Origin of the sequence: Bacillus sp. TH30 (assembly GCF_016650875.1) — a bacterium.
GTDB classification, from domain to species: Bacteria; Bacillota; Bacilli; order Bacillales; family Bacillaceae_G; genus Bacillus_A; species Bacillus_A mycoides.
The window spans coordinates 2,635,308-2,658,533 of the sequence record NZ_JAEKEY010000002.1; the positions used below are offsets into that span (position 1 = coordinate 2,635,308).

The window sequence follows — 23,226 nt, forward strand, 5'->3', positions numbered from 1 at the left end:
AGTTTCGGCGCATAAAACTGTCACATTTATATTTACTGGAAAACGGGAGAAAATAAGGCTTAAGTAGGCATTATTTCTCGGCTGAATTTTATGAAAATATAATCATTTTCATTTTATCTATTTTTTGGGAGCTATAAGTTTAAAATATAGCTGAAAAGAAGTATTCTTAAAGGTAGAGTTTTTAACATTTGTAGGAGGGTTTATTCGTGAGCAATTTATTTACAGCAGTAAAAGAAAAAGTTCAAGGAAAAGGCATTTCTATCGTACTTCCTGAAGGAACTGATGAAAGAATTTTAGGCGCTGCAGAGCGTTTAGCAAAAGAAGAGTTAGTAAAACCAATTTTAGTTGGTAATAAAGAAGAAATTAGCGCAAAAGCTGCTAGCATGAACTTAACATTAGCAGGCGTTGATATTTACGATCCAGCTACATACGAAGAGATGGATGCAATGGTAGCATCTTTCGTTGAACGCCGTAAAGGTAAAGCAACAGAAGAAGATGCTCGTAAAATTCTTAAAGACGAAAACTACTTCGGTACAATGCTTGTATACATGGGCAAAGCACAAGGTTTAGTAAGTGGTGCAGCTCACTCTACAGCTGATACAGTTCGTCCAGCACTTCAAATTATTAAAACAAAACCAGGCGTTACAAAAACTTCAGGCGTATTCATCATGGTACGTGAAGAAGAGAAGTATGTATTCGCTGATTGCGCAATTAACATTGCACCAAACAGCCAAGATTTAGCTGAAATTGGTATCGAAAGTGCGAAAACTGCTGAACTATTCGGTATTGACCCACGTGTTGCTATGTTAAGCTTCTCTACAAAAGGTTCTGCGAAATCTCCAGAAACAGAAAAAGTTGTAGAAGCAACTCGCATTGCAAAAGAAATGGCTCCTGAATTAACTTTAGATGGAGAATTCCAATTCGATGCTGCATTCGTACCATCTGTAGCTGAGAAGAAAGCTCCAGGTTCTACAATTAAAGGTGATGCTAACGTATTCGTATTCCCAAGCTTAGAAGCTGGTAATATCGGCTACAAAATCGCTCAACGCTTAGGTAACTTCGAAGCAGTAGGACCAATCTTACAAGGTTTAAATATGCCTGTAAATGATCTGTCTCGTGGATGTAACGAAGAAGAAGTGTACAAGTTAGCTTTAATTACAGCAGCTCAAGCACTTTAATTCTATAACGAATTAATATGAAAAAAGACCATCCTATTTCTTTTGAAATGAGGGTGGTCTTTTTGGTTTCTATTTTTCTAAACCAAGTGCCTTATTATTACGGTCAATAATACGTTGTAAATTCGTCTCATATAAAGGAACTTCATCTACTGTTAGCTGAGATGATGTTAACCTTGGAGTGAATTGTTGCAACGTTTTTAAAAGGCGCATCATTAAATCTTGCACTGTAATTGTTTCGCCAAGTAATTCAGATAGTGAAGCCATCGTACTCGGTACAATTTCAGGATACGTAAATCTTGTTTCTTCGCCTTGAATTGCTACGTTGTAAAAATCACGAACGAGTGCGGCACGCTCAGATCCGCTTCCTGTCGCACATAAGTAAATTTGTACAGCAACGCCTCCGCGAATACGACGCTGAGAAATACCAGCAAATTTTTGATCGCGAATGCTCAAATCGTAGCTACCAGGACAATAAGAACCAACAATTTCTTTTGCTTCGATAGTAACATCGTAATCTTTTAACATTTCCTTAATTAAATGCCACATCGTATCGTATCCAAGGTCGATATCGATACCCTTTTCTGTTTCTTGGAATAAAAGTGATACGTTTAAAACACCTTCATCAAGTACGACAGCAAGTCCACCAGAATTACGAACGATAACATTGAAGTCGTTTTCTTTTAAAAAGGAAATACCTTCTTCTAAATGTGGTAGGCGTGAATCTTGAATGCCAAGAACAATTGTATTGTGATGAACCCAAGAGCGCATTGTTGCAGCGGATAGACCATTTCCAATACTTGTGCATAACGTGTCATCCACTGCGAATGACTGAAGTGCATGGAAAGTTGGTCCTAAACTAGACTGATCTACAATACGCCACTCTGGCTGAGATAAAATCGAACGGGAATTGCTCATATAACTAACCCCTTATTTTTAAAATGACAATCTCTATTATAGCAAAAAATGTAGAAAGGGGTTTTCTCATATATAAAGGGAAGTTTAGAGGTGAAAGAATAAAAAGGATGCATTGCATGCATCCTTTTTATTCTGCAATTTTTTCTAAGTTACCGTTTCGATCCATGCGGAAAGATGTTTGTGAGCGTTCCTCATCATCCATTACTGCTAATTTACGAGCACGGTTCATAATATTCATAAGTGTTTCGTAATCCTCTTGTACAGTATGAGATTGTTGTTCTAATTTTTCTAGTTTCTTTTCTAGTTCTTCATTTCGCAGGATTTGCGTTTTAATTTCTTGTTTCAATCTCGTATTCTCGTTTTCAAGAGCTGTTACTTTTATATTTGAAGATCCAACTGTTTGTAAAAAGTAAATAACATCTTGCATTGTTATTGAGCTTTTTGGAGCAGGGACAGTCGGCTTTTGATATGGAGTAGCTTCTGTATATTGAACAGCTGTTTCATACGGTACGTGTTCTTCATAATCAGTTATCGCCGCCGCTGAAGCTGGTGGTGTGTAAAGCAAACGTTTTTTTGTCTGTTCACCGCCCGCAGCACGCATTTTATCTTTACGATGTTTTTTTGCTAGTTGAAGAGCTTGTTCATAGCTATAGCGAACAACAGCATTCCAGCGGAAACCACAAGCAGCAGATGTGCGATTTAACTGATCTCCTACTTCTTCAAAAGCATTTAATTGAGTACTTCCTTCTCGAACATGGCGAAGCACCGTTTCAGCAAGCAATAAATCGTCCTCGTCTGTCCAAGCATCTTGTCTTACTTTCATAGATTCAACTCCCTTTCTTTTTATGAACTTCCTATTTTTATAATGGGCAAAAAAATGAGCTTTTATACAAAGCTTTTAAAAATATGGTAGATTTCAATGAAGAGAAGAAATGTGGCTATGAATGATGAAAGCTTTTGAAGGAGAAAATATAAAAAATAGGTAGCTTTATATAGGAATAGAGCTACGCCCGGAGACTTGCAACAAGCTTCAAAGAGCGGTAAAATACCATTTAGTGTTTATTTTTAAATGTACTTGTGAAAAGTTTAAAATAGAGGAAGTGTTATATATAATGGGAAACGAATTTCGTGTGTGTGATGATTGTCAGGCAACGAACGTTAAAACGTTGATTCCAAAGTTAAAAAAAGTAGATTCATGTGCAACGATTGAGGTTGCATGTCAGTCTTACTGTGGCCCTGGTCGTAAAAAATCATTCGCGTTTGTAAATAATCGTCCAGTTGCGGCTCCAACAGAAGACGAATTAATTGTAAAAATTGAAGCAAAATTAAATAAGTAAGAAAAAGAAGAGTGAACAGATTACTCTTCTTTTTTTATGTCCATAAGATAGCGTTTTGTATGAATTCGTATTTCAAAATAATGGTTGACAGTCTTTTGACGTGGTAGGTAGAATAGAAAGTGTCTGATTCTGAGAATCATTATCATGAAAAAGTCAATTCACCTAATTTTTTTATTATTATTTGAGAATAAATTTCATTTTATTAAATATATGTTGTTGGTTAGGATGGTTGAGGGATGGAAGCGAGCGCAAGGAGTATAGAACAGCAAGATGTGAATGTTAAAGAGATTAAGAGCAGACCACTCGTTGCTTCTATTATTTTAATAGCAGGCACAATTTTGTTAGCTTTAAGTATGGCAGTTTCTATTTCGTTTGGTGCAGCAGATATTAGTTTAAAGACCGTTTGGCAAGCTGTATTTCAGTTTGATGGTTCCATAACGCACCATAACGTAATTCAAGAACTTCGCATGCCTAGAGCAATAGGGGGCGTAGTTGCAGGTGCTTTTTTAGCGGTATCAGGTGCAATTATGCAAGGTATGACACGAAATCCACTTGCATCACCATCGTTAATGGGGATTACAGATGGTGCTGTATTCGGAATTGCAATTATGTATGCATTCTTCCCTAATTCACCTTATTTAATGTTTGTTATTGCATCTTTTATTGGAGCTGCGTTTGGAGCGAGCATTGTATATGGTATTGGGTCTTCTTCACCAGGTGGATTAACGCCTGTGAAATTAGCTTTAGCTGGTGCGGCAATTAGTGCTTTATTAGGGGCAATTTCATCTGGAATTGCATTGTATTTCAACCTTGCTCAAGAGGTAAGTATGTGGAATGCAGGCGGTGTTGCTGGAGTGAAATGGCAAAGTATTAATATGTTAGTACCGATTGGTCTTGTTTGTCTCATTATAGCAATTATGATGTCGAGATATATTACCATTTTAAGCTTTGGTGAAGAAATTGCGATTGGACTTGGTCAAAATACGACATTAATTAAATTTATCGGAACAGTACTTGTTCTTGTATTAACAGGTTCTGCGGTTTCTATGGCAGGATCGGTTGGATTCGTTGGACTTGTAATTCCGCATATGACTCGTTTCCTTGTAGGCTCAGACTATAGATGGGTTATTCCATGTTCTGCAGTCTTAGGTGGATTGTTAATTGAATGTGCAGATATGTTATCTCGCGTTATTAATCCACCATTTGAAACGCCAATTGGAGCAATTACAGCGCTAATTGGGGTGCCATTCTTCCTCTACTTAGCACGTAATGAAGGGAGAGGAAAGATGTGAGGACGAGCGTCTTAACAAAGAAGAACGTTTCTATTTTAACGATTTTAGTAGGATTAATTGTTGCTGTATTTTTAATAAGTTTAAATACAGGAACATTTAAAATTCCTCCAATAGATGTATTAAAGTCATTGGTTGGATTAGGTGCAGAAGATCAATCTGTTATTTTATTTGAATTTCGTATGCCACGTATGGTTATTGCTATATTAGTTGGTTCTGCATTAGCCATGTCAGGTGCAATTTTGCAAGGGTTATCACGAAATCCACTTGCTGATCCAGGTATTATAGGTATTAACGCTGGAGCGGGATTAACAGTTGTTGTATTCGTCTACTTTTTCTTTGGAAAAGTTGGAACAGGTACATTTTTATCTGTATTTATCCTTCCATTCTTTTCGCTAGTTGGTGCGATATTAGCAGCGGTTATTATTTATTTACTAGCATGGAAAGACGGCGTTTCATCCACTCGATTAATTCTTGTTGGTATCGCTGTTGCAGCCGGATTTGGTGCTGTTAGTTTAATTTTTTCTATGAAGATGACATCGAACGACTTCCGTTTTGCAACGATTTGGTTGGCAGGAAGTTTATGGGGAACAGATTGGAAGTTCGTACTAAGTGTACTCCCATGGATGGTTATTTTCTTACCACTTGCCATTAGTAAAGCGCACATATTAAATGTAATGAATTTAGGCGACTCTACAGCAGTTGGTCTTGGTGTAAACGTAGAAAAGGAAAGACGTAAATTATTATTTATTGCAGTTTGTTTAGCTGGTGCATCTGTCGCTGTTGCGGGCGGTATTGGTTTTATCGGTTTAATGGCTCCGCATTTAGCGAGAAGCCTCGTTGGTGGTAAACATCAAATTATGTTACCAACGGCTGCATTAATAGGAACGTTCTTGCTTTTATTTGCAGATGTAATTTCAAGAAGTGTGTTACCAACTTCAGAAATACCGGTCGGTCTTGTTATTTCTGTAATTGGTGCACCATATTTCATATATTTACTTATGAGGACAAAATAAAGGGAGGCTTTTTGTATGGCAACTTTAGCAGTTGATGCGGTATCTGTTGGGTATAATGAAGGGTTAATTATAGATGGATTAACAGTTGAAATTCCGGAAGGACAAATTACAACGATTATTGGACCAAATGGTTGTGGGAAATCCACATTATTAAAAACGGCTTCTCGTATTTTGAAAGCAAAACGAGGTACTGTTTATCTTGATGGAAAAGCAATTGAGAAACAGCCAACGAAAGAAATCGCAAAGAAAATGGCGATTTTACCACAAACTGCAGAAGTGCCAACAGGCCTTACTGTGTTTGAACTTGTTTCATATGGACGTTTTCCTCATCAAAAAGGATTTGGAACATTGAAAGAAGAGGATTATCGCTACATTCATTGGGCACTTGAAGTGACGGGGATGACAGAATTCGCAAATCGTCCAGCAGAAGCTTTATCAGGTGGTCAACGTCAACGTGTATGGATTGCGATGGCTCTTGCACAAGGAACAGATTTACTTGTGTTAGATGAACCAACAACATACTTAGATATGGCTCATCAACTTGAAGTATTAAACTTACTGAAGAAATTAAACAAAGAAGAAGGCAGAACGATTGTTATGGTTATTCACGATTTAAATCATGCTTCTCGTTTCTCTGATCATATGATTGCATTAAAAGCAGGTAAGTTAATGAAACAAGGAACGCCAGATGAAGTTATGACAAGTGAAACGCTTCGTAACGTATTTGAGATTGAAGCGCAAATCGTTCCATGTCCAGTAAACTGTAAACCAATTTGTTTAACATACGATTTAGCGATGATTAATAATCAATTGCGTAAAAAAGCATAATTAATAGAATTTCCCCCTCTTAAAGAGGTGAGAGGGGGAGTTCTAATGGACGTTGAGCTTCTTACCCGCGGATGGGAAGTTGAACGCCCGTTAGAACGGGTTATAAACAACAATTAATAAATATATATTAATTAATTGTTGTTTTCGTTTCTTATAGTTACATACAAATTATAAGAGAAATACAGCTAGAAGGAGTCGGAATATGAAGAATTTTAAAATGGCACTATTAGCAATGGTACTAGTTGTTACTTCTGTACTATTTGCAGCTTGTTCTAACAAAGAAGAAGAAAAGAAAGCAGATGCGAAAACTGAAGAGCGCACTGTACAACACGCAAAAGGGGAAATTAAAATTCCTGCAAATCCAAAGAAAATTGCTGACCTTAGTGGTTCAACAGAAGAATTATTAATTTTCGGTATGAAACCGATTATTACTGCAAATACAACACAAGAAAAAATTGATTCACATATTGAGAAGAAATTGAAAGATGTAAAACCGGTTGGTTCTGCGTGGGGCGATAAAATTAACATCGAAGCAGTGGCTGCTGCAAAACCAGATTTAATTATTGTAAACAATCGTCAAGAAAAGATTTATGATCAATTATCTAAAATTGCACCAACAGTTATGTTAAAAACTCCATTAGACCAATGGCGTCCAAAATTCGAAGAAGTAGGTCAAATCTTCGGTAAAGAGAAAGAAACAAAAGAATGGTTCAAAAAGTATGATGAAAAAGCAAGCAAATTACATGACAAAATCGTTGCTAAAACTGGCGATGCAACATTCATGAAAATGGCTGCATATCCAAATGCATTCCGTGTATACGGTGACTACGGTTACGGTAGCGTAATCTTTGGTGATTTAAAATTACCAGCAGTTAAAGGTACACCAACTGATAAACCGTTAGTACAAATACAAAAAGAAGCTTTAATTGATTACAACCCAGATTACTTATTCGTATTTACAACTGGTGACGGTTCTCAGCGTCTAAAAGAATTCCAAGAAGAATCAATTTGGAAAAATATGAACGCTGTTAAAAACAACCATGTATTTACAATCAGTAATGAAGATGTAAACAAAGGATACTTCCCACTAGGTAAAGAAATGATTCTAGACGAAGTTACTGAGTTCATTTTAGGAAAATAATATATAAAGAAAAATCACCTTTGCTTTGGTAAAGGTGATTTTTCTTTATTAAAAGGAATTAATATAGTCTTTCATTTCTTTCTTTTTCCTATATCGTTTATAATATATAGTAAGAATGCAGTAAAGAAAGGGGGATGTCGGAAGGTGGTATATTTAAACGACAAACTCAGCGAAACAAAAGTGTTTAAAGACCCAGTACATAAATATGTGCACGTGCGTGATCGTGTTATTTGGGATTTAATCGGAACGAAAGAATTTCAACGCTTGCGCCGTATTAAGCAGCTTGGAACGACATTTTTTACATTTCACGGTGCAGAGCATAGTCGCTTTACTCATTCGTTAGGTGTATATGAAATTATTCGTCGTATGATTGATGATGTGTTTGATGGCAGACCGAACTGGAATGCTGAAGATAGATTGTTATGTTTATGTGCGTCATTACTTCATGATGTCGGTCACGGCCCATTTTCTCACTCGTTTGAAAAAGTATTTTCGTTAGATCATGAGAAATTTACGCAAAAGATTATCGTTGGTGATACGGAAATTAATCGTGTGTTAAGCCGTGTTGATAAGGATTTCCCGCAAAAGGTAGCAGATGTAATTGCGAAAACATCTACTAATAAATTAGCGATTAGTATGATTTCGAGCCAAATTGATGCCGATCGTATGGATTATTTATTAAGAGATGCATATTTTACTGGTGTAAAGTATGGGAACTTTGATATGGAACGTATACTGCGTGTCATGCGCCCGTACGGTAATCAAGTTGTCATTAAAAATAGTGGTATGCATGCTGTAGAGCATTATATTATGAGCCGTTATCAAATGTATTGGCAAGTATATTTTCATCCGGTAACACGTAGTGCAGAAGTAATTTTAACGAAGATTTTACACCGAGCTAAATCGTTGCATGAGAAGTATTATGCGTTTAAAAATCATCCTGTTCATTTCTATTCTTTATTTGAAGAAGAAGTAACAGTAGAGGATTATTTAAAGCTAGACGAGAACGTAATGTATTATTACTTCCAAGTATGGCAAGACGAAGAAGATCCGATTTTAAGTGACTTATGCCGTCGTTTTATGAATCGAAATCTATTTAAATATGTGGAGTTTACAGATAAGCACGGTTTAGATAATTGGATGGAGCTAAGTAGCTTATTTAAAAAAATTGGACTAGACCCAGAGTATTATTTAGTTGTTGATTCAACATCGGATTTACCGTATGACTTTTACCGTGCAGGAGAAGAAGAAGAGCGTCTGCCAATCTTACTTCTTATGCCGAACGGGGAACTTAGAGAGCTTTCGCGTGAATCGGATATTGTTGAGGCGATTACAGGTAAGAAGCGAACGGATCAAAAGCTATTCTATCCGCATGATTTAATCTATGAAGATGGAAGAAAAGGAAAATATAAAGAGAGAATTATCGAGTTGTTAGAAGGAAAGAAATAAGAAGCAGCTAAGAGCTGCTTCTTATGAAAAAACTTGAAATTATTTGTCGCTTAAGCGTTTTCCGCCAACTGCATAATGGTTTTTAGACATTTCTTCGATGAAAACAACGATGTTTTCTTCAGGAGCACCAGTTGTTTCGCTTACTGCTGCTGTTACTTTCTCAGCAAGAGCTTTCTTTTGTTCTTCTGTGCGTCCTTCTAGCATTTTCACTGTTACGTATGGCATATATAATCGCTCCTTTTATGTAAGTTACACTCTTATTATAGCGGATTATGAGGAAGAACAATCGGGAAAACAAATAATTTCTTTTTTTGACATATTGAAGAGGAGATGAGTTATGGATCAGTTATTTAGATACCCATTGCAACAAATTCCATTGGTAGCAATGGCGATTATTATTGCGCTATCTGTGCATGAATTTGCACATGCGTATGTTGCATATAAATTTGGAGACGATACAGCGAAAAAGCAAGGACGTTTAACGTTATCACCGATGGCTCATTTAGATCCTATCGGTATGATTGCTGTATTAATTCTTGGATTCGGTTGGGCAAGACCCGTGCCTGTTAACCCATATAACTTTAAAAGACCGCGTCTTGCAGGAATATTAGTTTCTATTGCGGGACCGATAAGTAATCTTATCTTAAGTGCAATTGGTTTAATTATTTGGTATAGCTTAATAACATTTGGTGTGTTAGATGCGATGCCACTTGCAGTAGCAGATACGCTGGATCAATTTTTCCAGATTTTTATTATGCTTAATATTGTTTTACTTGTATTTAATTTATTACCAATCCCGCCACTTGATGGTTATCGCGTTGTGGAAGATTTAGCACCAGCAAATATTCGTGCGAAAATGACACAGTATGAAAAGTATGGATCAATTGCGTTATTAATTCTTGTTATTACACCGCTTAGCAATTACACAATTCAACCTATTTTCAATGTTGTTATTCCATATGTATTAGTATTTTTACAAAATATCATTGCGCCTATTTTCAGGCTTTTTTAATCATTAAGCGAGGAGGAGTTTACATATGACAGAGAAAAAGAAAAAAATCGGTTTTAATATCGTGAAAAATGATTCAACAGATGGACATGGTGGTTTTGGCGTTGGGGCATTAAGTTTAGAAAATATTTCTCCTGTATTTGTTGATGTATTAGAGAAAACTGCGTTCGTTGATATCGGTGCGATGCATGCGCGTAGTACAGTAGAAAAAGGAATTAAGTTTTTAACAAATAAAGATGAAGTTCCAAACGGAAAACCGTTTTGGCTTGTTTGGGTAACAATTGAAAGAACACCAAACGGTGCTTATTACGCAGGTGCAACAGCCTGTGAAATGACAGTTGACCGTGAAATTCGCCGCGGATATAAATCACTTCCAGAGCATGTAAATAAAATGGATAAATCACTAAAGCGTCACATCATGATTGATCATATGGACGAATCATCTAAAAAAGTACTTGGTACATTCTTAAAAGAGCATAATGAAGCAATTTGGAACGAATCTAGTGAAGAATTGCGCCACGCATTATTAGGCGAATAAAAATAGCTGACGGATTTCCGTCAGCTATTTTTTTACCACGGGAGATATTTTTTCCACCAACCCGTCTTTTTTTTCTCTTCACTAACCTTTTCGAACTCTTCCTTATCATCAACGTGATCCATACAATACTCTGTTGGCTCTGTACCTTTTGCGAAATACATTTTCACAGAAATGGGACAATTTTTTGTAGCAATCTTACCGTTTTCAGGATTAACATCGACTGCAACAACATCTGCTGGTTGTTTGAACTCTTGTTTAGGCTGTCCATCTAATCCTTTTTCCATTGTATCGGTCCATATTTTTTTTGCGTATCCTTGTTCTGCTACGTTTGAAATGGATTTAGGTTGATCGTATCCAATCCAAACCCCTGTTACAAGTTGTGGGGTAAATCCAATCATCCAACTATCAGTTTCTGTAGAACCAGACTTTCCAGCATATGTTCTTGATAGTTTTGATAACATCGATTGACCGGTCACAGCGGCATAACTGCTTAGTTTTTTATTAAACATACCTGCCATCATTTCTTCCATCACAAAGGCTTTGCTTTTATCTAGAACTTGTTTACTTTCTAAATGAGCGTCGTATAGCATATTTCCTTCATGATCAACGATGCGCCTTATAAAGATTGGTTTTACTTCTTTCCCGCCGTTTGCAAACATGCTATAAGCATTGACCATTTCAATTGGTTTTACAGGAGATGTGCCGAGAGCAAGAGAAGGAACATCTTTTAATGCGCTAGTAATACCGAATTGCTTCGCTGTTTTTGTAAGAATGTCTTCGCCTAAAAATAGATTTGTCTTCACAGCATATACGTTATCAGAAACAGCGAGTGCTTGTGCCATTGTCACAAAGTCGTCTGCATAATAGTTTTTATAATTTTTCGGTTTATATTTGGAAACACCGTCACCTAAAGTGAATACAGTGTATTCGCTTTTTAAGCGCGTAGCAGGGGTGAATCCTCGTTCTAAGGCTGCGTAATATAGGAATGGCTTAAATGTAGAGCCAGGCTGACGAGCGGCTTGTGTAGCTCTGTTAAATTGACTCGTATTATAATCAGTTCCACCAACAAGCGCAGCCACTTCACCTGTTTTTGGATTCATAGAGACGAGGGCAGTTTGGATGTTTGTTGTTTCAGGTATATGATTTTTTACGGCTTGCTCTGCTACAGATTGTAATTTAGGGTCTAGCGTTGTATAAATACGTAAGCCACCTCGCTGTAAGGCTTGCTCATCTAATCCGATATCACGAAGAAGAGAAGCTTGTACAGCATCTTGGAAATAAGGTGCGACCTCTGTCACTTTTTTCGTATCTAATGAGGCGAAAGTTAGCGGTTCCTTTTTTGCCGAGGCAGCTTGCTGTTTTGTAATATAACCTTGTTCTACCATTTCATCTAGTATGAGAGATTGACGCCCTTTAGCACGCTCTTCTTTTAAAAAGGGAGAGTAGAAGCTAGGTCCTTTCGGAATGCCTGCGAGCATACTAGCTTCCGCTAATGTTAATTCTTTTGCAGTTTTATCGAAATACAGGCGAGAAGCAGCTTCGATTCCGTAAGCACCATGCCCGTAATAAATTGTATTTAAATATCCTTCTAAAATATGATTTTTATTATAGTTCACTTCAAGGCGAACGGTATACATTGCTTCTAATAGTTTACGCTTCCACGTTTTATCATGATCTAAGTATAGGTTACGAGCATACTGTTGTGTAATAGTACTAGCACCTTGTACTTTTGCCATTGCTTTTAAATCGGCAACAATGGCACCAACAATGCGCTTTATATCAAATCCATGATGTTTGTAGAATCGTTGATCTTCAATAGATAGTGTTGCCTCTTTTACATAAGGAGAAATTTCATCAAGAGATACATTATAGCGCTTTTGTGTTTCATTACTTTGTCCTATAACAGTGTCATCATTAGCGTAAAAGACACTCGTTTGCGGCACTGCAACAGGGGGAGGCCCCATAATTTTTGCAGCTATAATGATAATAAAAAAGGAAAAAACGAAAAAAAGAACACAAGAAAACATTACGGTGAAGAAAAGACGTTTATATTTTTTAAGTTTTGGATTAATAGTTTGATCCATCTTTTTCAGCCCCTCATTAATACAAGCATTATTGTATTAGTATTGAGGGTTTTCGTTTATTTTAAACAATGAAATTTTGAAAACAAAAAAGCCCCTTCAATTAAGAAAGGAGCTCAAAGGCACGTGCTGGCCAATCGGTAATGATGACATCTACACCATAGTCAATCATAGTTTGTAAATCTTTATATTCATTAATGGTGTAAGGACGAAAAACGTATCCTTGCCCCTGTGCTAATTGGACAAACTCTTTCGTTAATAATTGAAAGTTTGGATGTAATCCAGTTGCCCCATGTTTTTTTGCTTCAGCAATAGGATCTGCAAGTGGTGTATCGTACAAAATCGCTCTTGGAATTTCTGGAGCAATTTCTGCTAATAATGAAACGGAATCGTGGTTAAATGATGAAAATGCAATTTGATTGGATAGATGATATTCACGAACAAGAGCAACAACTTTTTCTTCAATATTTGGATAATGAAGAACATCTGTTTTTAATTCAATGTTAAGTTGTAAATTTGTTGTAGAGAGCCAAATAAATACTTCTCGTAATGTTGGGATTTTCGCCTCATGGAAAGAAGGATCTTTATGGCTACCAGCATCTAAAGCTTGTAATTCCTCTACAGTTTTCTCAGAAACAAGTCCCACGCCATTTGTTGTGCGGTCCACCGTTTCATCATGAATAACAACTAGTTCACCATCTTTTGATAGATGAACATCAAGTTCAATTCCGTGAGCACTAATGCGTTCAGCCTCTTGGAAGGCAATCATCGTATTTTCTGGATGTGTTCCTTTTACCCCGCGGTGAGCGAAAATAAGTGGTTTATTCATGTGAAAATCTCCTTATCATCTCTTTTCTTTCATTATGAAACTGCTTTGAGAAAAATACAATTCATATGACAAACATTTACAAAAGTATAACAGTTGCACAAAAGTTAACGTTAACGTAAAATGTAATAATCGGTGAAGGGAGGAATACACATGTATAAAATTGATGAAGTAACAAAGCAAGTTGGTTTAACAAAGCGTACACTTCGTTATTATGAGGAAATTGGTTTAATTCATCCCCCAGAACGCAGTGAAGGGAACATTCGCCTGTATACAGACGAGGACATTGCGAGAATTAAAAGGATTGTGGAAGCGAAAGAAGTACTAGGAATTACGCTTCAAGAAATGCAACATTTCTTATCGTTAAAAGAAAGAATGGAACAAAGAAGAAATAGTGAGAATCCGCGTGACCGTGAAGTGATTCAAGAAATTAAAGAGATGCTTGAAAAACAAGTGCAAACGTTAGACGAAAAAATGGAGCAAATGCAGCGTGTTAAGGCAGAGCTAGAGGATAGTTTAAGCCGTGCAGTTACATTTTTAGAGAATACAAAAGGAGAGTAATCAAAATGGAGAGCAAACAAAAATTAGGGAGATTGATTACAGTGGTGGCTACCTTCCTTGCCTTTTCAGGTATAGGAGTAGTCGACCCAATTTTACCAAGTATTGCTGAACAAATTGGTGCTTCGCATTGGCAAGTCGAGATGTTATTTACAGCTTATATTTTAACGATGGCAATTATGATGTTACCAGCTGGAATATTTGCATCAAGATTTGGTGATAAACGAATGATGACGATCGGTCTTGCGATTGTAACTGTATTTGCATTTATATGTGGTATATCGCAAACGATTGCTCAATTATCTCTTTTCCGCGCGGGGTGGGGATTAGGAAATGCGATGTTCTTCGCAACGGCGATGACATTATTAATTGCATTAAGTAAAGAAGTTCATGAAGCAGTAGGATTATATGAAGCAGCTATCGGTTTAGGGATGGCAGGTGGCCCATTGTTAGGTGGTATATTAGGTGGACATTCTTGGCGTTACCCATTTTTTGCGACGAGTATTTTAATTTCTTTAGCATTTATTTTAGTTTTCTTTTTTGTAAAAGAACCGGAGCGAAAAGTGAAGCGTAAAGCAGCAGGCGTAGGTGAATTACTTAACCTGGTGAAGTATAAACCGTTTATGCAAGGTGCCATTTCTGGGATGTTATATTACTACGGATTTTTCGTCGTGTTAGCATATTCACCACTTATTATGCATTTATCTGCTATTCAATTAGGATTTGTATTTTGCGGATGGGGATTAGCATTAGCTTACGGATCAGCAATTTTAGCGCATAAGCTAGAAGGTAAATATGAACCAAAAACATTGTTAAAAGGTAGTTTACTCGTATTTGCGATTTTCTTAATTGCACTATTCTTCGTTAAAATCATGTGGTTACAAATTGTGTTAATCGTTCTATCAGGATTAGCATCAGGCTTAAATAACGCGTTATTTACAAGTTATGTAATGGATATTTCACCTTATGAAAGATCTGTTACATCAGGTGTTTATAACTTCGTTCGTTGGTTAGGGGGTGCGATTGCTCCAATTTTATCAGGAGTCATCGGTCATACAGTTTCACCACAAAGTCCGTTTTTAGTCGGTGGAATTGTTGTGTTAGTTGGTTGCGTAATGATCTTAATTCCGATTCGTAAACCGGTAGAAATAGAGACAAAAACCCTTTCTTAAGAAAGGGTTTTCTTTCCTATTACAGAGCAATCCCTTTTCACATATATGTTAGAACCCTCTGACTAAAATATATTTTCGGTATTTTTTTACTTTTAACTATACTTTTTGGATGTTTTGTTTTATTTTTGTTAGGGGACATTAATGATGTCCCTATTATAAATTTGCATTGAAAGGCGTGATTGTACGATGGAACTATGGTTCACTGAAAAACAAACAAAGCATTTTGGAATTACGGCGCGTATTAACCGCACATTACATACGGAGCAAACAGAATTCCAAAAACTTGATATGGTTGAAACGGAAGAGTTCGGAAACATGCTTATTTTAGACGGCATGGTTATGACGACAGAAAAGGACGAGTTCGTTTATCATGAAATGGTAGCGCACGTACCTTTATTTACACATCCAAACCCTGAGAACGTATTAGTTGTTGGTGGTGGCGATGGTGGTGTTATTCGTGAAGTGTTAAAACACCCAAGCGTGAAGAAAGCAACTCTTGTTGAAATCGATGGAAAAGTAATTGAGTACTCTAAGCAGTACTTACCATCAATTGCAGGTGCATTGGATGATGAGCGTGTAGAAGTAAAAGTAGGAGACGGTTTCCTACACATCGCAGAAAGCGAAAACGAATATGACGTAATTATGGTAGATTCTACTGAGCCAGTAGGTCCAGCAGTAAACCTATTTACAAAAGGCTTCTACGCTGGAATTTCAAAAGCGTTAAAAGAAGATGGTATTTTCGTTGCCCAAACGGACAACCCTTGGTTTACACCAGAACTAATTACAACTGTGTTTAAAGACGTAAAAGAGATTTTCCCAATTACTCGTCTATACACAGCAAACATTCCGACGTATCCAAGTGGACTTTGGACGTTCACAATCGGATCTAAAAAACATGATCCATTAGAAGTAAGTGAAGAGCGTTTCCACGAAATCGAAACGAAATACTACACAAAAGAATTACACAATGCAGCATTCGCATTACCGAAATTTGTTGGCGATTTAATTAAGTAAGAGCGTTAAATTGAAATAAATAAAGTGTAAGTAACTCATTTAAGGTGTTTGTCTAGAAGGCTTGAACATGCTAGTTACTTACACTGCTACAAATGAAGTAGTCTTCTTGTGATAACAAGAAGGCCCAGGTAAATCGAGAAAGAGGAGCAATGCGCTCCAAATTTGAGAAATAGTGAAAGGTTGGGATACCTTAAGTTCCACATAAGGAGGAAAAGAATATGCGTTTTGATGAAGCTTATTCAGGTAAAGTATTTATTAAAAGTCATCCAAGTTTTGAAGAGTCAGAGGCAGTTATTTACGGGATGCCTATGGATTGGACAGTAAGTTTCCGTCCAGGATCTCGCTTTGGCCCTGCACGTATTCGTGAAGTATCAATCGGTCTTGAAGAATATAGTCCGTATTTAGATCGTGAACTAGAAGAGGTAAAATATTTTGATGCGGGTGATATCCCATTACCATTTGGGAATCCACAGCGCAGCATAGACATGATTGAAGAATATGTAACAAAACTATTAGATGCCGGTAAGTTTCCACTAGGTCTCGGCGGAGAGCACTTAGTGTCTTGGCCAATTTTTAAGGCAATGGCAAAAAAATATCCGGATTTAGCAATCATCCATATGGATGCTCATACTGACTTACGTGAGTCATATGAGGGAGAGCCTTTATCCCACTCTACACCAATTCGTAAAGTGTGCGATTTAATTGGTCCGGAAAACGTATATTCTTTCGGTATTCGTTCTGGAATGAAGGAAGAATTCGAATGGGCAAAAGAAGTAGGTATGAACTTATATAAATTTGACGTATTAGAACCGTTAAAGGAAGTATTACCGAAACTTGCAGGACGCCCAGTCTATGTCACAATCGACATCGACGTATTAGACCCAGCTCACGCTCCTGGAACAGGAACATTAGAAGCTGGAGGTATCACATCTAAAGAACTATTAGAGTCCATCGTAGCAATTGCAAATTCAAATATAAAAGTAGTCGGAGCAGACTTAGTAGAAGTAGCTCCAGTCTACGATCATAGTGATCAAACACCAATCGCAGCAAGCAAATTCGTGCGGGAAATGCTGCTCGGTTGGGTTAAATAAAAGCGTAGGCAGCTCGCTCAGAATCGCAGGTCATCGGAACGCTCGACCGAGAAGCGCTTTTGGCTTCGAACGAGAGTGTAAAATGGCCGGAGATTCTAGCTGCTGTAGCTGGATAAAATAAAAGCGCAAGCGGCTCGCTCAGAATGTGAGGGGGATGGAGCTTCAGACGTAGAGGCGTTTTTTGCCTCGAAGGAAGAAGCGAAGCCACCAATCATTCTAGCCGCTGTAGCTGGATAAAGTAAAAGTGAAGCCGACTCAAAAAGTATTTTGAGCCGGCTTCTTTTATTAATAGGTAGGTTATTATTGTCTTATTTAGTAGTTAAGTCGATATCCTTTGTCGAAACGTCGATATATGCGGAGTTGTGTTCAATATAATTTCACTTACCGTCACGCGACATAAAAAAGAGCTATTCTCAAACGATGAGAATAGCTCCCTTTCTTTACGCAACTTTCTCTTCCGAAGTAATTCCGCGAATTTCATCAGCAGAACGGATTGGATATTTGCGGAACACAATAGAACCGACGTATCCAACAATAGTGGTAACGATTCCGCATAATACGGCAGCAATCGTTACTTTTATTACATCATTAAATCCGAACAGTACGAGAAGTCCTGGAATTGGTGATGCTGTCCCTGGTGCATTATTAACGAGCTGGAATAGCGACGTAATAATACCGGCAAGCGCACCGCCAACAAAGTTTGTCATATAGATAGGAATTGGATTTGCTGAGACAACATCGGCCTGTGTTAACGGCTCGATTGCCACGGCGATTGTATCTTTCTTTGAACAGATTTTTAGTCGTTTAAAGAAAATGAAGTTCATTGGGGCAGAAGCTGCTACGGCAAGACTACCAATTGCCATTGGTAAACCAGTTAATCCAAGCATTGCAGTTAGTGCCATAGAACTTAATGGAGATGTAGAAATAACTGTTATTAATCCACCAAGCATAATACCCATAATGATAGGACTTTCTGTAGTTGCAACTGAAATCATAGAACCGATTTTACCGAGTGTTGCGTTAACGAGTGGATCCATAAGCATGGCCATTCCGCGTGAAATTGGTGCGGCAATACATAGGATTGCTAAAAACTCTACACCAGCTGGTAATTTCTTTTCGAGAAACTTCACGACGAAGGCACAAACGTATCCAGCGAAAAATCCTGGTAAAATACCGAATCCGCTAGTAGCGATACCGATTAAAACAGCGTATACGGGTGAGACACCGATTGCTAATGCGACTAAAATTGCCGCTGCGACACCGCTCATGCTACCAGAAGCTACTCCTACTGATTGTAAAAAGTCATTATGAAACATTTCTCCACCAATATAACGGTGAAATGCTTCAATAAGAAAACTTGCGATTGCTGCATTAGCTAAAGCGCCCATTGCTTTCATTCCGTAAGGCGCACGGTAACTGAAAAGTGTAAATAGACAAAGTACAACAAGTAATAGTGCTAAACCTTGCAAGATAGCCATTTGAAAATTGTCTCCTTTGATTTTTGTAATAAAAATTTGTATCATTCAATAATAATATAAAAGTTTGTTAAACGGAAAAATTTTTTATTGGGAAATCGCTGTAAGGTGAAAAACTCTTACAATAATGTAAGGAAAGTGTAAGGCATTTCGATAGAGTATAGTATGCCTTTTTTCGTATAATACAGGTATAGACATACGGCTAGTGAGAAAGCAGTGCAAACAGGAGGCGCATTTATGAAATTGGTAATTAAAGTTTTAGCTGTGTTCGCCATTATTTTAGGTGGAACAGCATATTATTTAAACACGAAAACAGAAGGTGTGCATGCTTTTGTAGACAACTTCTTTTCAAATAAAGAAATACAAGATTATTATGCTGTTATAGATAAAAGTGAGAAAAAAGACGATGAATATTTGTATACATTTAAAGGGTATACAGAAGATGGAAAGCTACAAGTTATTAAAAGAATGGTGAACCGTGAATTGCATACGGGTGCTTTTATAAAAATTTATGCAAAAGGTATGCAAGGAAAAGGATGGGCTGAAGTCTCGAAAGAATCAATCCCGCAAAAAGCGTTGCAAAAAATAGAAAAACCATAAAAGGAGCGAATCGTTCGCTCCTTTTTTAGTGCGTTAAAATGGTGATAGCTGAACTTTCTTTATTAGAAATGATTTTTGCCCTTCCGCCAATTGGGAAAGTAAAGATTGGAGTTGTATGTCCGAAACTGGTATTCGCAATAATAGGGATATGAGCAAGTTCAGGCTTTGAAGCAATCATTTCTTGAATGTCCTCTATCATACATTCTGCTCCTTTTTGCATTCTTCCTATAACGATGCCTTTTACGTATTCAAAATCAGTTTGCTGCATAAGAGAATGTAAATATCGATCGAAAGTTTTAAGTGTAGCTTTTCCCGTTAAACTATCTTCTTCAAGAAATAAAACTTTATTTCTTAAGCTTGGCATATATGGTGTACCTTGCAGTAAATTAAATGTGCTCATATTGCCACCAATAATATCTCCCATCGCTTCCCCTTCTTGAATTGAAACATATCCTTCATTTTTAATAAATTCTCGATTTTCTTGATCCATATACCAAGAATCATCGCTCCATGTTTCAGATGGTAGGATTTCAATAGGTTCATGAGAAGTTAAGCACTTTAAAAAGTAATCGGTCGTATAATCGAGCCCTTTCTCCATTCCAAATGAAGAGAAGTGAGGACCTGAATATGTAACTAAGCCTGTTTTAGTATAAATCGCGTTACTTAAAGCGGTAATATCAGAATAACCGCAGAAAATTTTCGGATTTTCTCGAATTAAATCATAATCGAGATGTTTCAATAAACCATTAGAGTTGTATCCGCCAAGTGTCGTCAAAATGGCTTTTACATTAGGATCTCTAAATGCTTCGTGGAGGTCTTGAACTCGTGAAGAAATAGAAGAGGAAGCGAATCGATCTATCTCATCAGCATATTTTGAGAATGTAACTTGAAAGCCTATGTCGGTTAATCTTTTTATAGCAAGGTCTCTGTTTTCATTTGAGACAATACTTAAACTACAAGATGGTGAAATAACCCTTATTTCATCATCTTTTTTTAATTTTGTTGGTAGCACCAAATTCACCCCTTGAAATGAAAGAATATTTAGATTTAAAAAATATTTTAACATATGAAATAAAGTGAAGGTGAATTATTTTTTGAAAAGGAGTTTTCCTGATTTTTCAGCAGACAGACAGAGTCTTTTTTTGATATGATAGGAAAAGTGATTTATTATAAGTAGTATTTAATATCTATAACATTTGAAGGGTGTGCAAGACGTGAAGAAACAACTTGCAGGCTTGCCGGTACACGTTCATTTCGTAACAGAAATCCGTGAAGGGGCGAGGAAGGAAACCGTTGCTTTTGAAGCAAATGGTCAATACTATGTAAAAGGTCAAGGTACATATATAACATTCCAAGAGCCGAACGAACAAGGCGAAGTGAAAACAATTATTAAAATTCAAGATGAACAAGTTCTCATTATGCGTTCAGGTGCTATTTCTATGCGTCAGACGCATGTGAAAGGTGAATGGACAACTGGTACGTATACGAGTGAACTTGGTACGTTTGCATTGCAAACGAAAACTGATAACGTTCTTTTTAAATGGTCGGATGAAAAGAAAAAAGGACAACTCTTCTTAACGTACGCATTGCTTCTAAGTGAACAAGAAGCTGGCAGATATACAATTACACTTAATTTGAAGGAGGCAAAATAATGAATTCTTTAGAACAAGTAAAAGGATTGATTAAAGAAGAAATTCAAGCTGCTGTATTAAAGGCAGAACTAGCGACAGAAGAACAAATTCCAAACGTTGTATTAGAATCTCCAAAAGATAAAACAAATGGTGACTTCTCTACAAATATGGCAATGCAACTTGCACGCGTTGCGAAAAAAGCACCTCGTATGATTGCAGAAGAATTAGTTGCAAACTTTGATAAAGCAAAAGCTTCTATTGAAAAAATTGAAATCGCTGGTCCTGGTTTCATTAACTTCTACATGGATAATAGCTACTTAACAGACTTAATCCCAACAATCGTAAGCGCCGGTGAAGCATACGGTGAAACGAATACTGGTAAAGGTGAAAAAGTACAAATTGAGTTCGTATCTGCGAATCCAACAGGCGATCTTCACTTAGGACATGCACGTGGTGCGGCAGTAGGTGACACTTTATGTAACGTATTAGCAAAAGCAGGATATGATGTATCTCGTGAGTACTACATTAATGATGCTGGTAACCAAATTCATAACTTAGCTCTTTCTGTTGAAGCTCGTTACATGCAAGCTTTAGGTTTAGAGAAAGAAATGCCAGAAGACGGTTACCATGGTGCGGACATCATTGGAATTGGTAAACGCTTAGCTGAAGAGTTTGGCGATCGTTATGCAAAAGCTGATGCAGAAGAAAGCTATGAATTCTATCGTTCATACGGTTTAAAATATGAGTTAGCAAAACTTCAAAAAGATTTAGCAAGCTTCCGTGTTAACTTCGATGTGTGGTTCTCAGAAACATCATTATACAAAAACGGAAAAATTGATCAGGCTCTTGCTGTATTAAAAGAGCGTGACGAAATCTTTGAAGAAGGCGGAGCAACTTGGTTCCGTTCAATGACTTACGGTGACGACAAAAACCGTGTATTAATTAAAAATGACGGTTCTTACACATACTTAACGCCAGATATCGCTTATCACCGTGATAAATTAGAGCGTGGTTTCGATAAGCTAATCAACATTTGGGGTGCTGACCACCACGGTTACATTCCTCGTATGAAAGCTGCTATTCAAGCACTAGGTTACGATAAAGAAACACTTGAAGTAGAAATCATCCAAATGGTACAACTGTACCAAAATGGTGAAAAAATGAAAATGAGTAAGCGTACAGGTAAAGCAGTTACACTTCGTGAGCTTATGGAAGAAGTAGGCGTGGACGCAATGCGATACTTCTTCGCAATGCGTAGCGGTGATTCTCATTTAGACTTCGATATGGACTTAGCTGTATCAAAATCTAATGAAAACCCAGTATACTATGCACAATATGCACATGCTCGTGTATGCAGTATCCTTCGTCAAGGTGAAGAGTTAGGATTAGCTACAGGCGGAGACGTAAATTACAAACTTGTTACTTCTGAGAAAGAAGTAGAGTTACTGAAAAAACTTGGTGAATTCCCAGCTGTAGTTGCGGATGCAGCGCAAAAACGTCTGCCACACCGCATTACAAGCTATGCATTTGAATTAGCTGCAGCATTACACAGCTTCTACAATGCAGAAAAAGTATTAAACCAAGATAACTTAGAATTAAGTAAAGCTCGTTACGAATTAATGAAAGCAGTACGCACGACACTTCAAAATGCATTAGCAATCGTAGGAGTATCTGCACCAGAAAAAATGTAATGAAGAAAAGCGGAAGCGGCTCGTTCAGAATAGGAGGTGGATGGAGCTCCTGACAGAGAGGCGTACTTTGCCTCGGAGGAAGGCGCGAAGCCACCGAGTATTCTAGCCGCTGGAGCTGGACATAAAGAAAAGCGGAGCCGACTGTTTAGTCCCGAAGGCTAAGGTTCTTTCCCACAGAAGATGCATTTTATCTTCTCGTGGGGAAGGTTCTTAGACAGAAGGGGCTAGGAGGCAGAGCTGGACATAAAGAAAAACGGAGCCGAGTGTTCGTTTTAAATAAAAAGCAATCACATGATGTTGTGATTGCTTTTTTATATGGAATAATAAAAAAATTATCCAACAAAAGGAGAGTTTGCATCGTCTTATATAAGTGACAGAGGGGTTACG

General features: G+C 37.3%; 23 protein-coding genes. 16 read left to right on the plus strand and 7 right to left on the minus strand.

The genetic code is table 11. The features are described from left to right. Window positions 1-206 precede the first annotated feature (206 nt). Window positions 207-1,178 (plus strand): phosphate acetyltransferase, encoded by a 972-nt coding sequence (gene pta / locus JFU20_RS15685; RefSeq protein WP_002016367.1) that lies wholly within the window; start codon window positions 207-209, stop codon window positions 1,176-1,178. Between the two features lie 69 nt (window positions 1,179-1,247). On the opposite strand, the gene lipL is transcribed toward pta, so the two are convergent. Together lipL and JFU20_RS15695 are read right to left on the minus strand one after the other, a co-directional pair. After that, a complete protein-coding gene (lipL, locus tag JFU20_RS15690) occupies window positions 1,248-2,093 on the minus strand; it encodes an octanoyl-[GcvH]:protein N-octanoyltransferase (RefSeq protein WP_201038722.1) in 846 nt (281 codons plus the stop codon). A 127-nt stretch (window positions 2,094-2,220) separates the two neighbouring features. After that, window positions 2,221-2,916 carry an RsfA family transcriptional regulator gene (locus tag JFU20_RS15695; protein WP_002016365.1) on the minus strand — a complete coding sequence of 232 codons (696 nt, stop codon included), beginning with the start codon at window positions 2,914-2,916 and terminating at the stop codon, window positions 2,221-2,223. A 289-nt stretch (window positions 2,917-3,205) separates the two neighbouring features. On the opposite strand from JFU20_RS15695, the gene JFU20_RS15700 reads away from it, so the two are divergent. From JFU20_RS15700 to JFU20_RS15725, 6 genes are all read left to right on the plus strand, one after another. Next, on the plus strand, window positions 3,206-3,430 hold the full coding sequence (locus tag JFU20_RS15700; RefSeq protein ID WP_000526075.1) for a YuzB family protein: 225 nt from the start codon (window positions 3,206-3,208) through the stop codon (window positions 3,428-3,430). A gap of 236 nt (window positions 3,431-3,666) precedes the next feature. Continuing rightward, on the plus strand, window positions 3,667-4,722 hold the full coding sequence (locus tag JFU20_RS15705) for a FecCD family ABC transporter permease (RefSeq protein WP_000388282.1): 1,056 nt from the start codon (window positions 3,667-3,669) through the stop codon (window positions 4,720-4,722). Further along, the gene (locus tag JFU20_RS15710) at window positions 4,719-5,735 is read left to right on the plus strand and encodes a FecCD family ABC transporter permease (protein ID WP_201038723.1); all 1,017 of its coding nucleotides are present in this window, start codon (window positions 4,719-4,721) and stop codon (window positions 5,733-5,735) included. Before JFU20_RS15705 ends, JFU20_RS15710 begins: the two co-directional genes overlap by 4 nt. 15 nt (window positions 5,736-5,750) lie before the next feature. Further along, window positions 5,751-6,563, plus strand: coding sequence for an ABC transporter ATP-binding protein (locus JFU20_RS15715; RefSeq protein WP_000212073.1), 813 nt, complete (start codon window positions 5,751-5,753; stop codon window positions 6,561-6,563). A gap of 202 nt (window positions 6,564-6,765) precedes the next feature. Next, window positions 6,766-7,704 carry an ABC transporter substrate-binding protein gene (locus tag JFU20_RS15720; RefSeq protein WP_002138981.1) on the plus strand — a complete coding sequence of 313 codons (939 nt, stop codon included), beginning with the start codon at window positions 6,766-6,768 and terminating at the stop codon, window positions 7,702-7,704. Between the two features lie 144 nt (window positions 7,705-7,848). Further along, the gene (locus tag JFU20_RS15725) at window positions 7,849-9,153 is read left to right on the plus strand and encodes an HD domain-containing protein (protein ID WP_002143908.1); all 1,305 of its coding nucleotides are present in this window, start codon (window positions 7,849-7,851) and stop codon (window positions 9,151-9,153) included. 39 nt (window positions 9,154-9,192) lie between these two features. Here the strand turns inward: JFU20_RS15725 and JFU20_RS15730 are convergent, their stop codons facing one another. Next, complete coding sequence (locus tag JFU20_RS15730) at window positions 9,193-9,378, minus strand: 2-hydroxymuconate tautomerase (protein ID WP_001147171.1); 186 nt, start codon at window positions 9,376-9,378, stop codon at window positions 9,193-9,195. A gap of 112 nt (window positions 9,379-9,490) precedes the next feature. On the opposite strand from JFU20_RS15730, the gene JFU20_RS15735 reads away from it, so the two are divergent. Both JFU20_RS15735 and JFU20_RS15740 read left to right on the plus strand, forming a co-directional pair. Further along, the gene (locus tag JFU20_RS15735) at window positions 9,491-10,165 is read left to right on the plus strand and encodes a site-2 protease family protein (protein WP_002016358.1); all 675 of its coding nucleotides are present in this window, start codon (window positions 9,491-9,493) and stop codon (window positions 10,163-10,165) included. Between the two features lie 25 nt (window positions 10,166-10,190). Then, window positions 10,191-10,700: a YwhD family protein gene (locus tag JFU20_RS15740; RefSeq protein ID WP_002016357.1), complete on the plus strand. Its 510-nt coding sequence runs from the start codon at window positions 10,191-10,193 to the stop codon at window positions 10,698-10,700. A gap of 32 nt (window positions 10,701-10,732) precedes the next feature. Here JFU20_RS15740 and JFU20_RS15745 read toward each other — a convergent pair whose 3' ends face one another. Together JFU20_RS15745 and JFU20_RS15750 are read right to left on the minus strand one after the other, a co-directional pair. Further along, window positions 10,733-12,784, minus strand: coding sequence for a transglycosylase domain-containing protein (locus JFU20_RS15745; RefSeq protein ID WP_201038724.1), 2,052 nt, complete (start codon window positions 12,782-12,784; stop codon window positions 10,733-10,735). A 100-nt stretch (window positions 12,785-12,884) separates the two neighbouring features. Next, window positions 12,885-13,610: a glycerophosphodiester phosphodiesterase gene (locus JFU20_RS15750; RefSeq protein WP_002016354.1), complete on the minus strand. Its 726-nt coding sequence runs from the start codon at window positions 13,608-13,610 to the stop codon at window positions 12,885-12,887. 150 nt (window positions 13,611-13,760) lie between these two features. On the opposite strand from JFU20_RS15750, the gene JFU20_RS15755 reads away from it, so the two are divergent. From JFU20_RS15755 to speB, 4 genes are all read left to right on the plus strand, one after another. After that, entirely contained in the window at window positions 13,761-14,168 is a 408-nt protein-coding gene (locus JFU20_RS15755) for a MerR family transcriptional regulator (protein WP_002016353.1), read from the plus strand. A gap of 5 nt (window positions 14,169-14,173) precedes the next feature. Beyond that, window positions 14,174-15,337, plus strand: coding sequence for an MFS transporter (locus JFU20_RS15760; RefSeq protein WP_002016352.1), 1,164 nt, complete (start codon window positions 14,174-14,176; stop codon window positions 15,335-15,337). A 186-nt stretch (window positions 15,338-15,523) separates the two neighbouring features. Beyond that, window positions 15,524-16,351: a polyamine aminopropyltransferase gene (gene speE, locus JFU20_RS15765; protein ID WP_000424693.1), complete on the plus strand. Its 828-nt coding sequence runs from the start codon at window positions 15,524-15,526 to the stop codon at window positions 16,349-16,351. A gap of 218 nt (window positions 16,352-16,569) precedes the next feature. Then, the gene (gene speB, locus JFU20_RS15770) at window positions 16,570-17,442 is read left to right on the plus strand and encodes an agmatinase (RefSeq protein WP_002016350.1); all 873 of its coding nucleotides are present in this window, start codon (window positions 16,570-16,572) and stop codon (window positions 17,440-17,442) included. Window positions 17,443-17,882: 440 nt separating this feature from the next. Here speB and JFU20_RS15775 read toward each other — a convergent pair whose 3' ends face one another. Further along, window positions 17,883-18,920, minus strand: coding sequence for a PTS sugar transporter subunit IIC (locus JFU20_RS15775; RefSeq protein ID WP_002016349.1), 1,038 nt, complete (start codon window positions 18,918-18,920; stop codon window positions 17,883-17,885). A gap of 234 nt (window positions 18,921-19,154) precedes the next feature. On the opposite strand from JFU20_RS15775, the gene JFU20_RS15780 reads away from it, so the two are divergent. Continuing rightward, window positions 19,155-19,517 carry a YxeA family protein gene (locus JFU20_RS15780; RefSeq protein WP_201038725.1) on the plus strand — a complete coding sequence of 121 codons (363 nt, stop codon included), beginning with the start codon at window positions 19,155-19,157 and terminating at the stop codon, window positions 19,515-19,517. Between the two features lie 25 nt (window positions 19,518-19,542). Here the strand turns inward: JFU20_RS15780 and JFU20_RS15785 are convergent, their stop codons facing one another. Beyond that, window positions 19,543-20,583: a S66 family peptidase gene (locus tag JFU20_RS15785; RefSeq protein WP_201038726.1), complete on the minus strand. Its 1,041-nt coding sequence runs from the start codon at window positions 20,581-20,583 to the stop codon at window positions 19,543-19,545. Between the two features lie 148 nt (window positions 20,584-20,731). Between JFU20_RS15785 and JFU20_RS15790 the strand changes: the two genes are divergently transcribed. Together JFU20_RS15790 and argS are read left to right on the plus strand one after the other, a co-directional pair. Continuing rightward, complete coding sequence (locus JFU20_RS15790) at window positions 20,732-21,169, plus strand: YwiB family protein (RefSeq protein WP_002089794.1); 438 nt, start codon at window positions 20,732-20,734, stop codon at window positions 21,167-21,169. After that, window positions 21,169-22,839, plus strand: coding sequence for an arginine--tRNA ligase (gene argS / locus JFU20_RS15795; RefSeq protein WP_201038727.1), 1,671 nt, complete (start codon window positions 21,169-21,171; stop codon window positions 22,837-22,839). Before JFU20_RS15790 ends, argS begins: the two co-directional genes overlap by 1 nt. Window positions 22,840-23,226: the final 387 nt, after the last annotated feature.

Coding starts and splice junctions, on each gene's coding strand:
- lipL (WP_201038722.1), bottom strand. CDS start 2,093: ATGAGCAATTCCCGTTCGATTTTATCTCAGCCAGAGTGGCGTATTGTA.
- JFU20_RS15695 (WP_002016365.1), bottom strand. CDS start 2,916: ATGAAAGTAAGACAAGATGCTTGGACAGACGAGGACGATTTATTGCTT.
- JFU20_RS15700 (WP_000526075.1), top strand. CDS start 3,206: ATGGGAAACGAATTTCGTGTGTGTGATGATTGTCAGGCAACGAACGTT.
- JFU20_RS15705 (WP_000388282.1), top strand. CDS start 3,667: ATGGAAGCGAGCGCAAGGAGTATAGAACAGCAAGATGTGAATGTTAAA.
- JFU20_RS15715 (WP_000212073.1), top strand. CDS start 5,751: ATGGCAACTTTAGCAGTTGATGCGGTATCTGTTGGGTATAATGAAGGG.
- JFU20_RS15720 (WP_002138981.1), top strand. CDS start 6,766: ATGAAGAATTTTAAAATGGCACTATTAGCAATGGTACTAGTTGTTACT.
- JFU20_RS15730 (WP_001147171.1), bottom strand. CDS start 9,378: ATGCCATACGTAACAGTGAAAATGCTAGAAGGACGCACAGAAGAACAA.
- JFU20_RS15735 (WP_002016358.1), top strand. CDS start 9,491: ATGGATCAGTTATTTAGATACCCATTGCAACAAATTCCATTGGTAGCA.
- JFU20_RS15740 (WP_002016357.1), top strand. CDS start 10,191: ATGACAGAGAAAAAGAAAAAAATCGGTTTTAATATCGTGAAAAATGAT.
- JFU20_RS15745 (WP_201038724.1), bottom strand. CDS start 12,784: ATGGATCAAACTATTAATCCAAAACTTAAAAAATATAAACGTCTTTTC.
- JFU20_RS15750 (WP_002016354.1), bottom strand. CDS start 13,610: ATGAATAAACCACTTATTTTCGCTCACCGCGGGGTAAAAGGAACACAT.
- JFU20_RS15755 (WP_002016353.1), top strand. CDS start 13,761: ATGTATAAAATTGATGAAGTAACAAAGCAAGTTGGTTTAACAAAGCGT.
- JFU20_RS15760 (WP_002016352.1), top strand. CDS start 14,174: ATGGAGAGCAAACAAAAATTAGGGAGATTGATTACAGTGGTGGCTACC.
- speE (WP_000424693.1), top strand. CDS start 15,524: ATGGAACTATGGTTCACTGAAAAACAAACAAAGCATTTTGGAATTACG.
- speB (WP_002016350.1), top strand. CDS start 16,570: ATGCGTTTTGATGAAGCTTATTCAGGTAAAGTATTTATTAAAAGTCAT.
- JFU20_RS15775 (WP_002016349.1), bottom strand. CDS start 18,920: ATGGCTATCTTGCAAGGTTTAGCACTATTACTTGTTGTACTTTGTCTA.
- JFU20_RS15780 (WP_201038725.1), top strand. CDS start 19,155: ATGAAATTGGTAATTAAAGTTTTAGCTGTGTTCGCCATTATTTTAGGT.
- JFU20_RS15785 (WP_201038726.1), bottom strand. CDS start 20,583: ATGTTAAAATATTTTTTAAATCTAAATATTCTTTCATTTCAAGGGGTG.
- argS (WP_201038727.1), top strand. CDS start 21,169: ATGAATTCTTTAGAACAAGTAAAAGGATTGATTAAAGAAGAAATTCAA.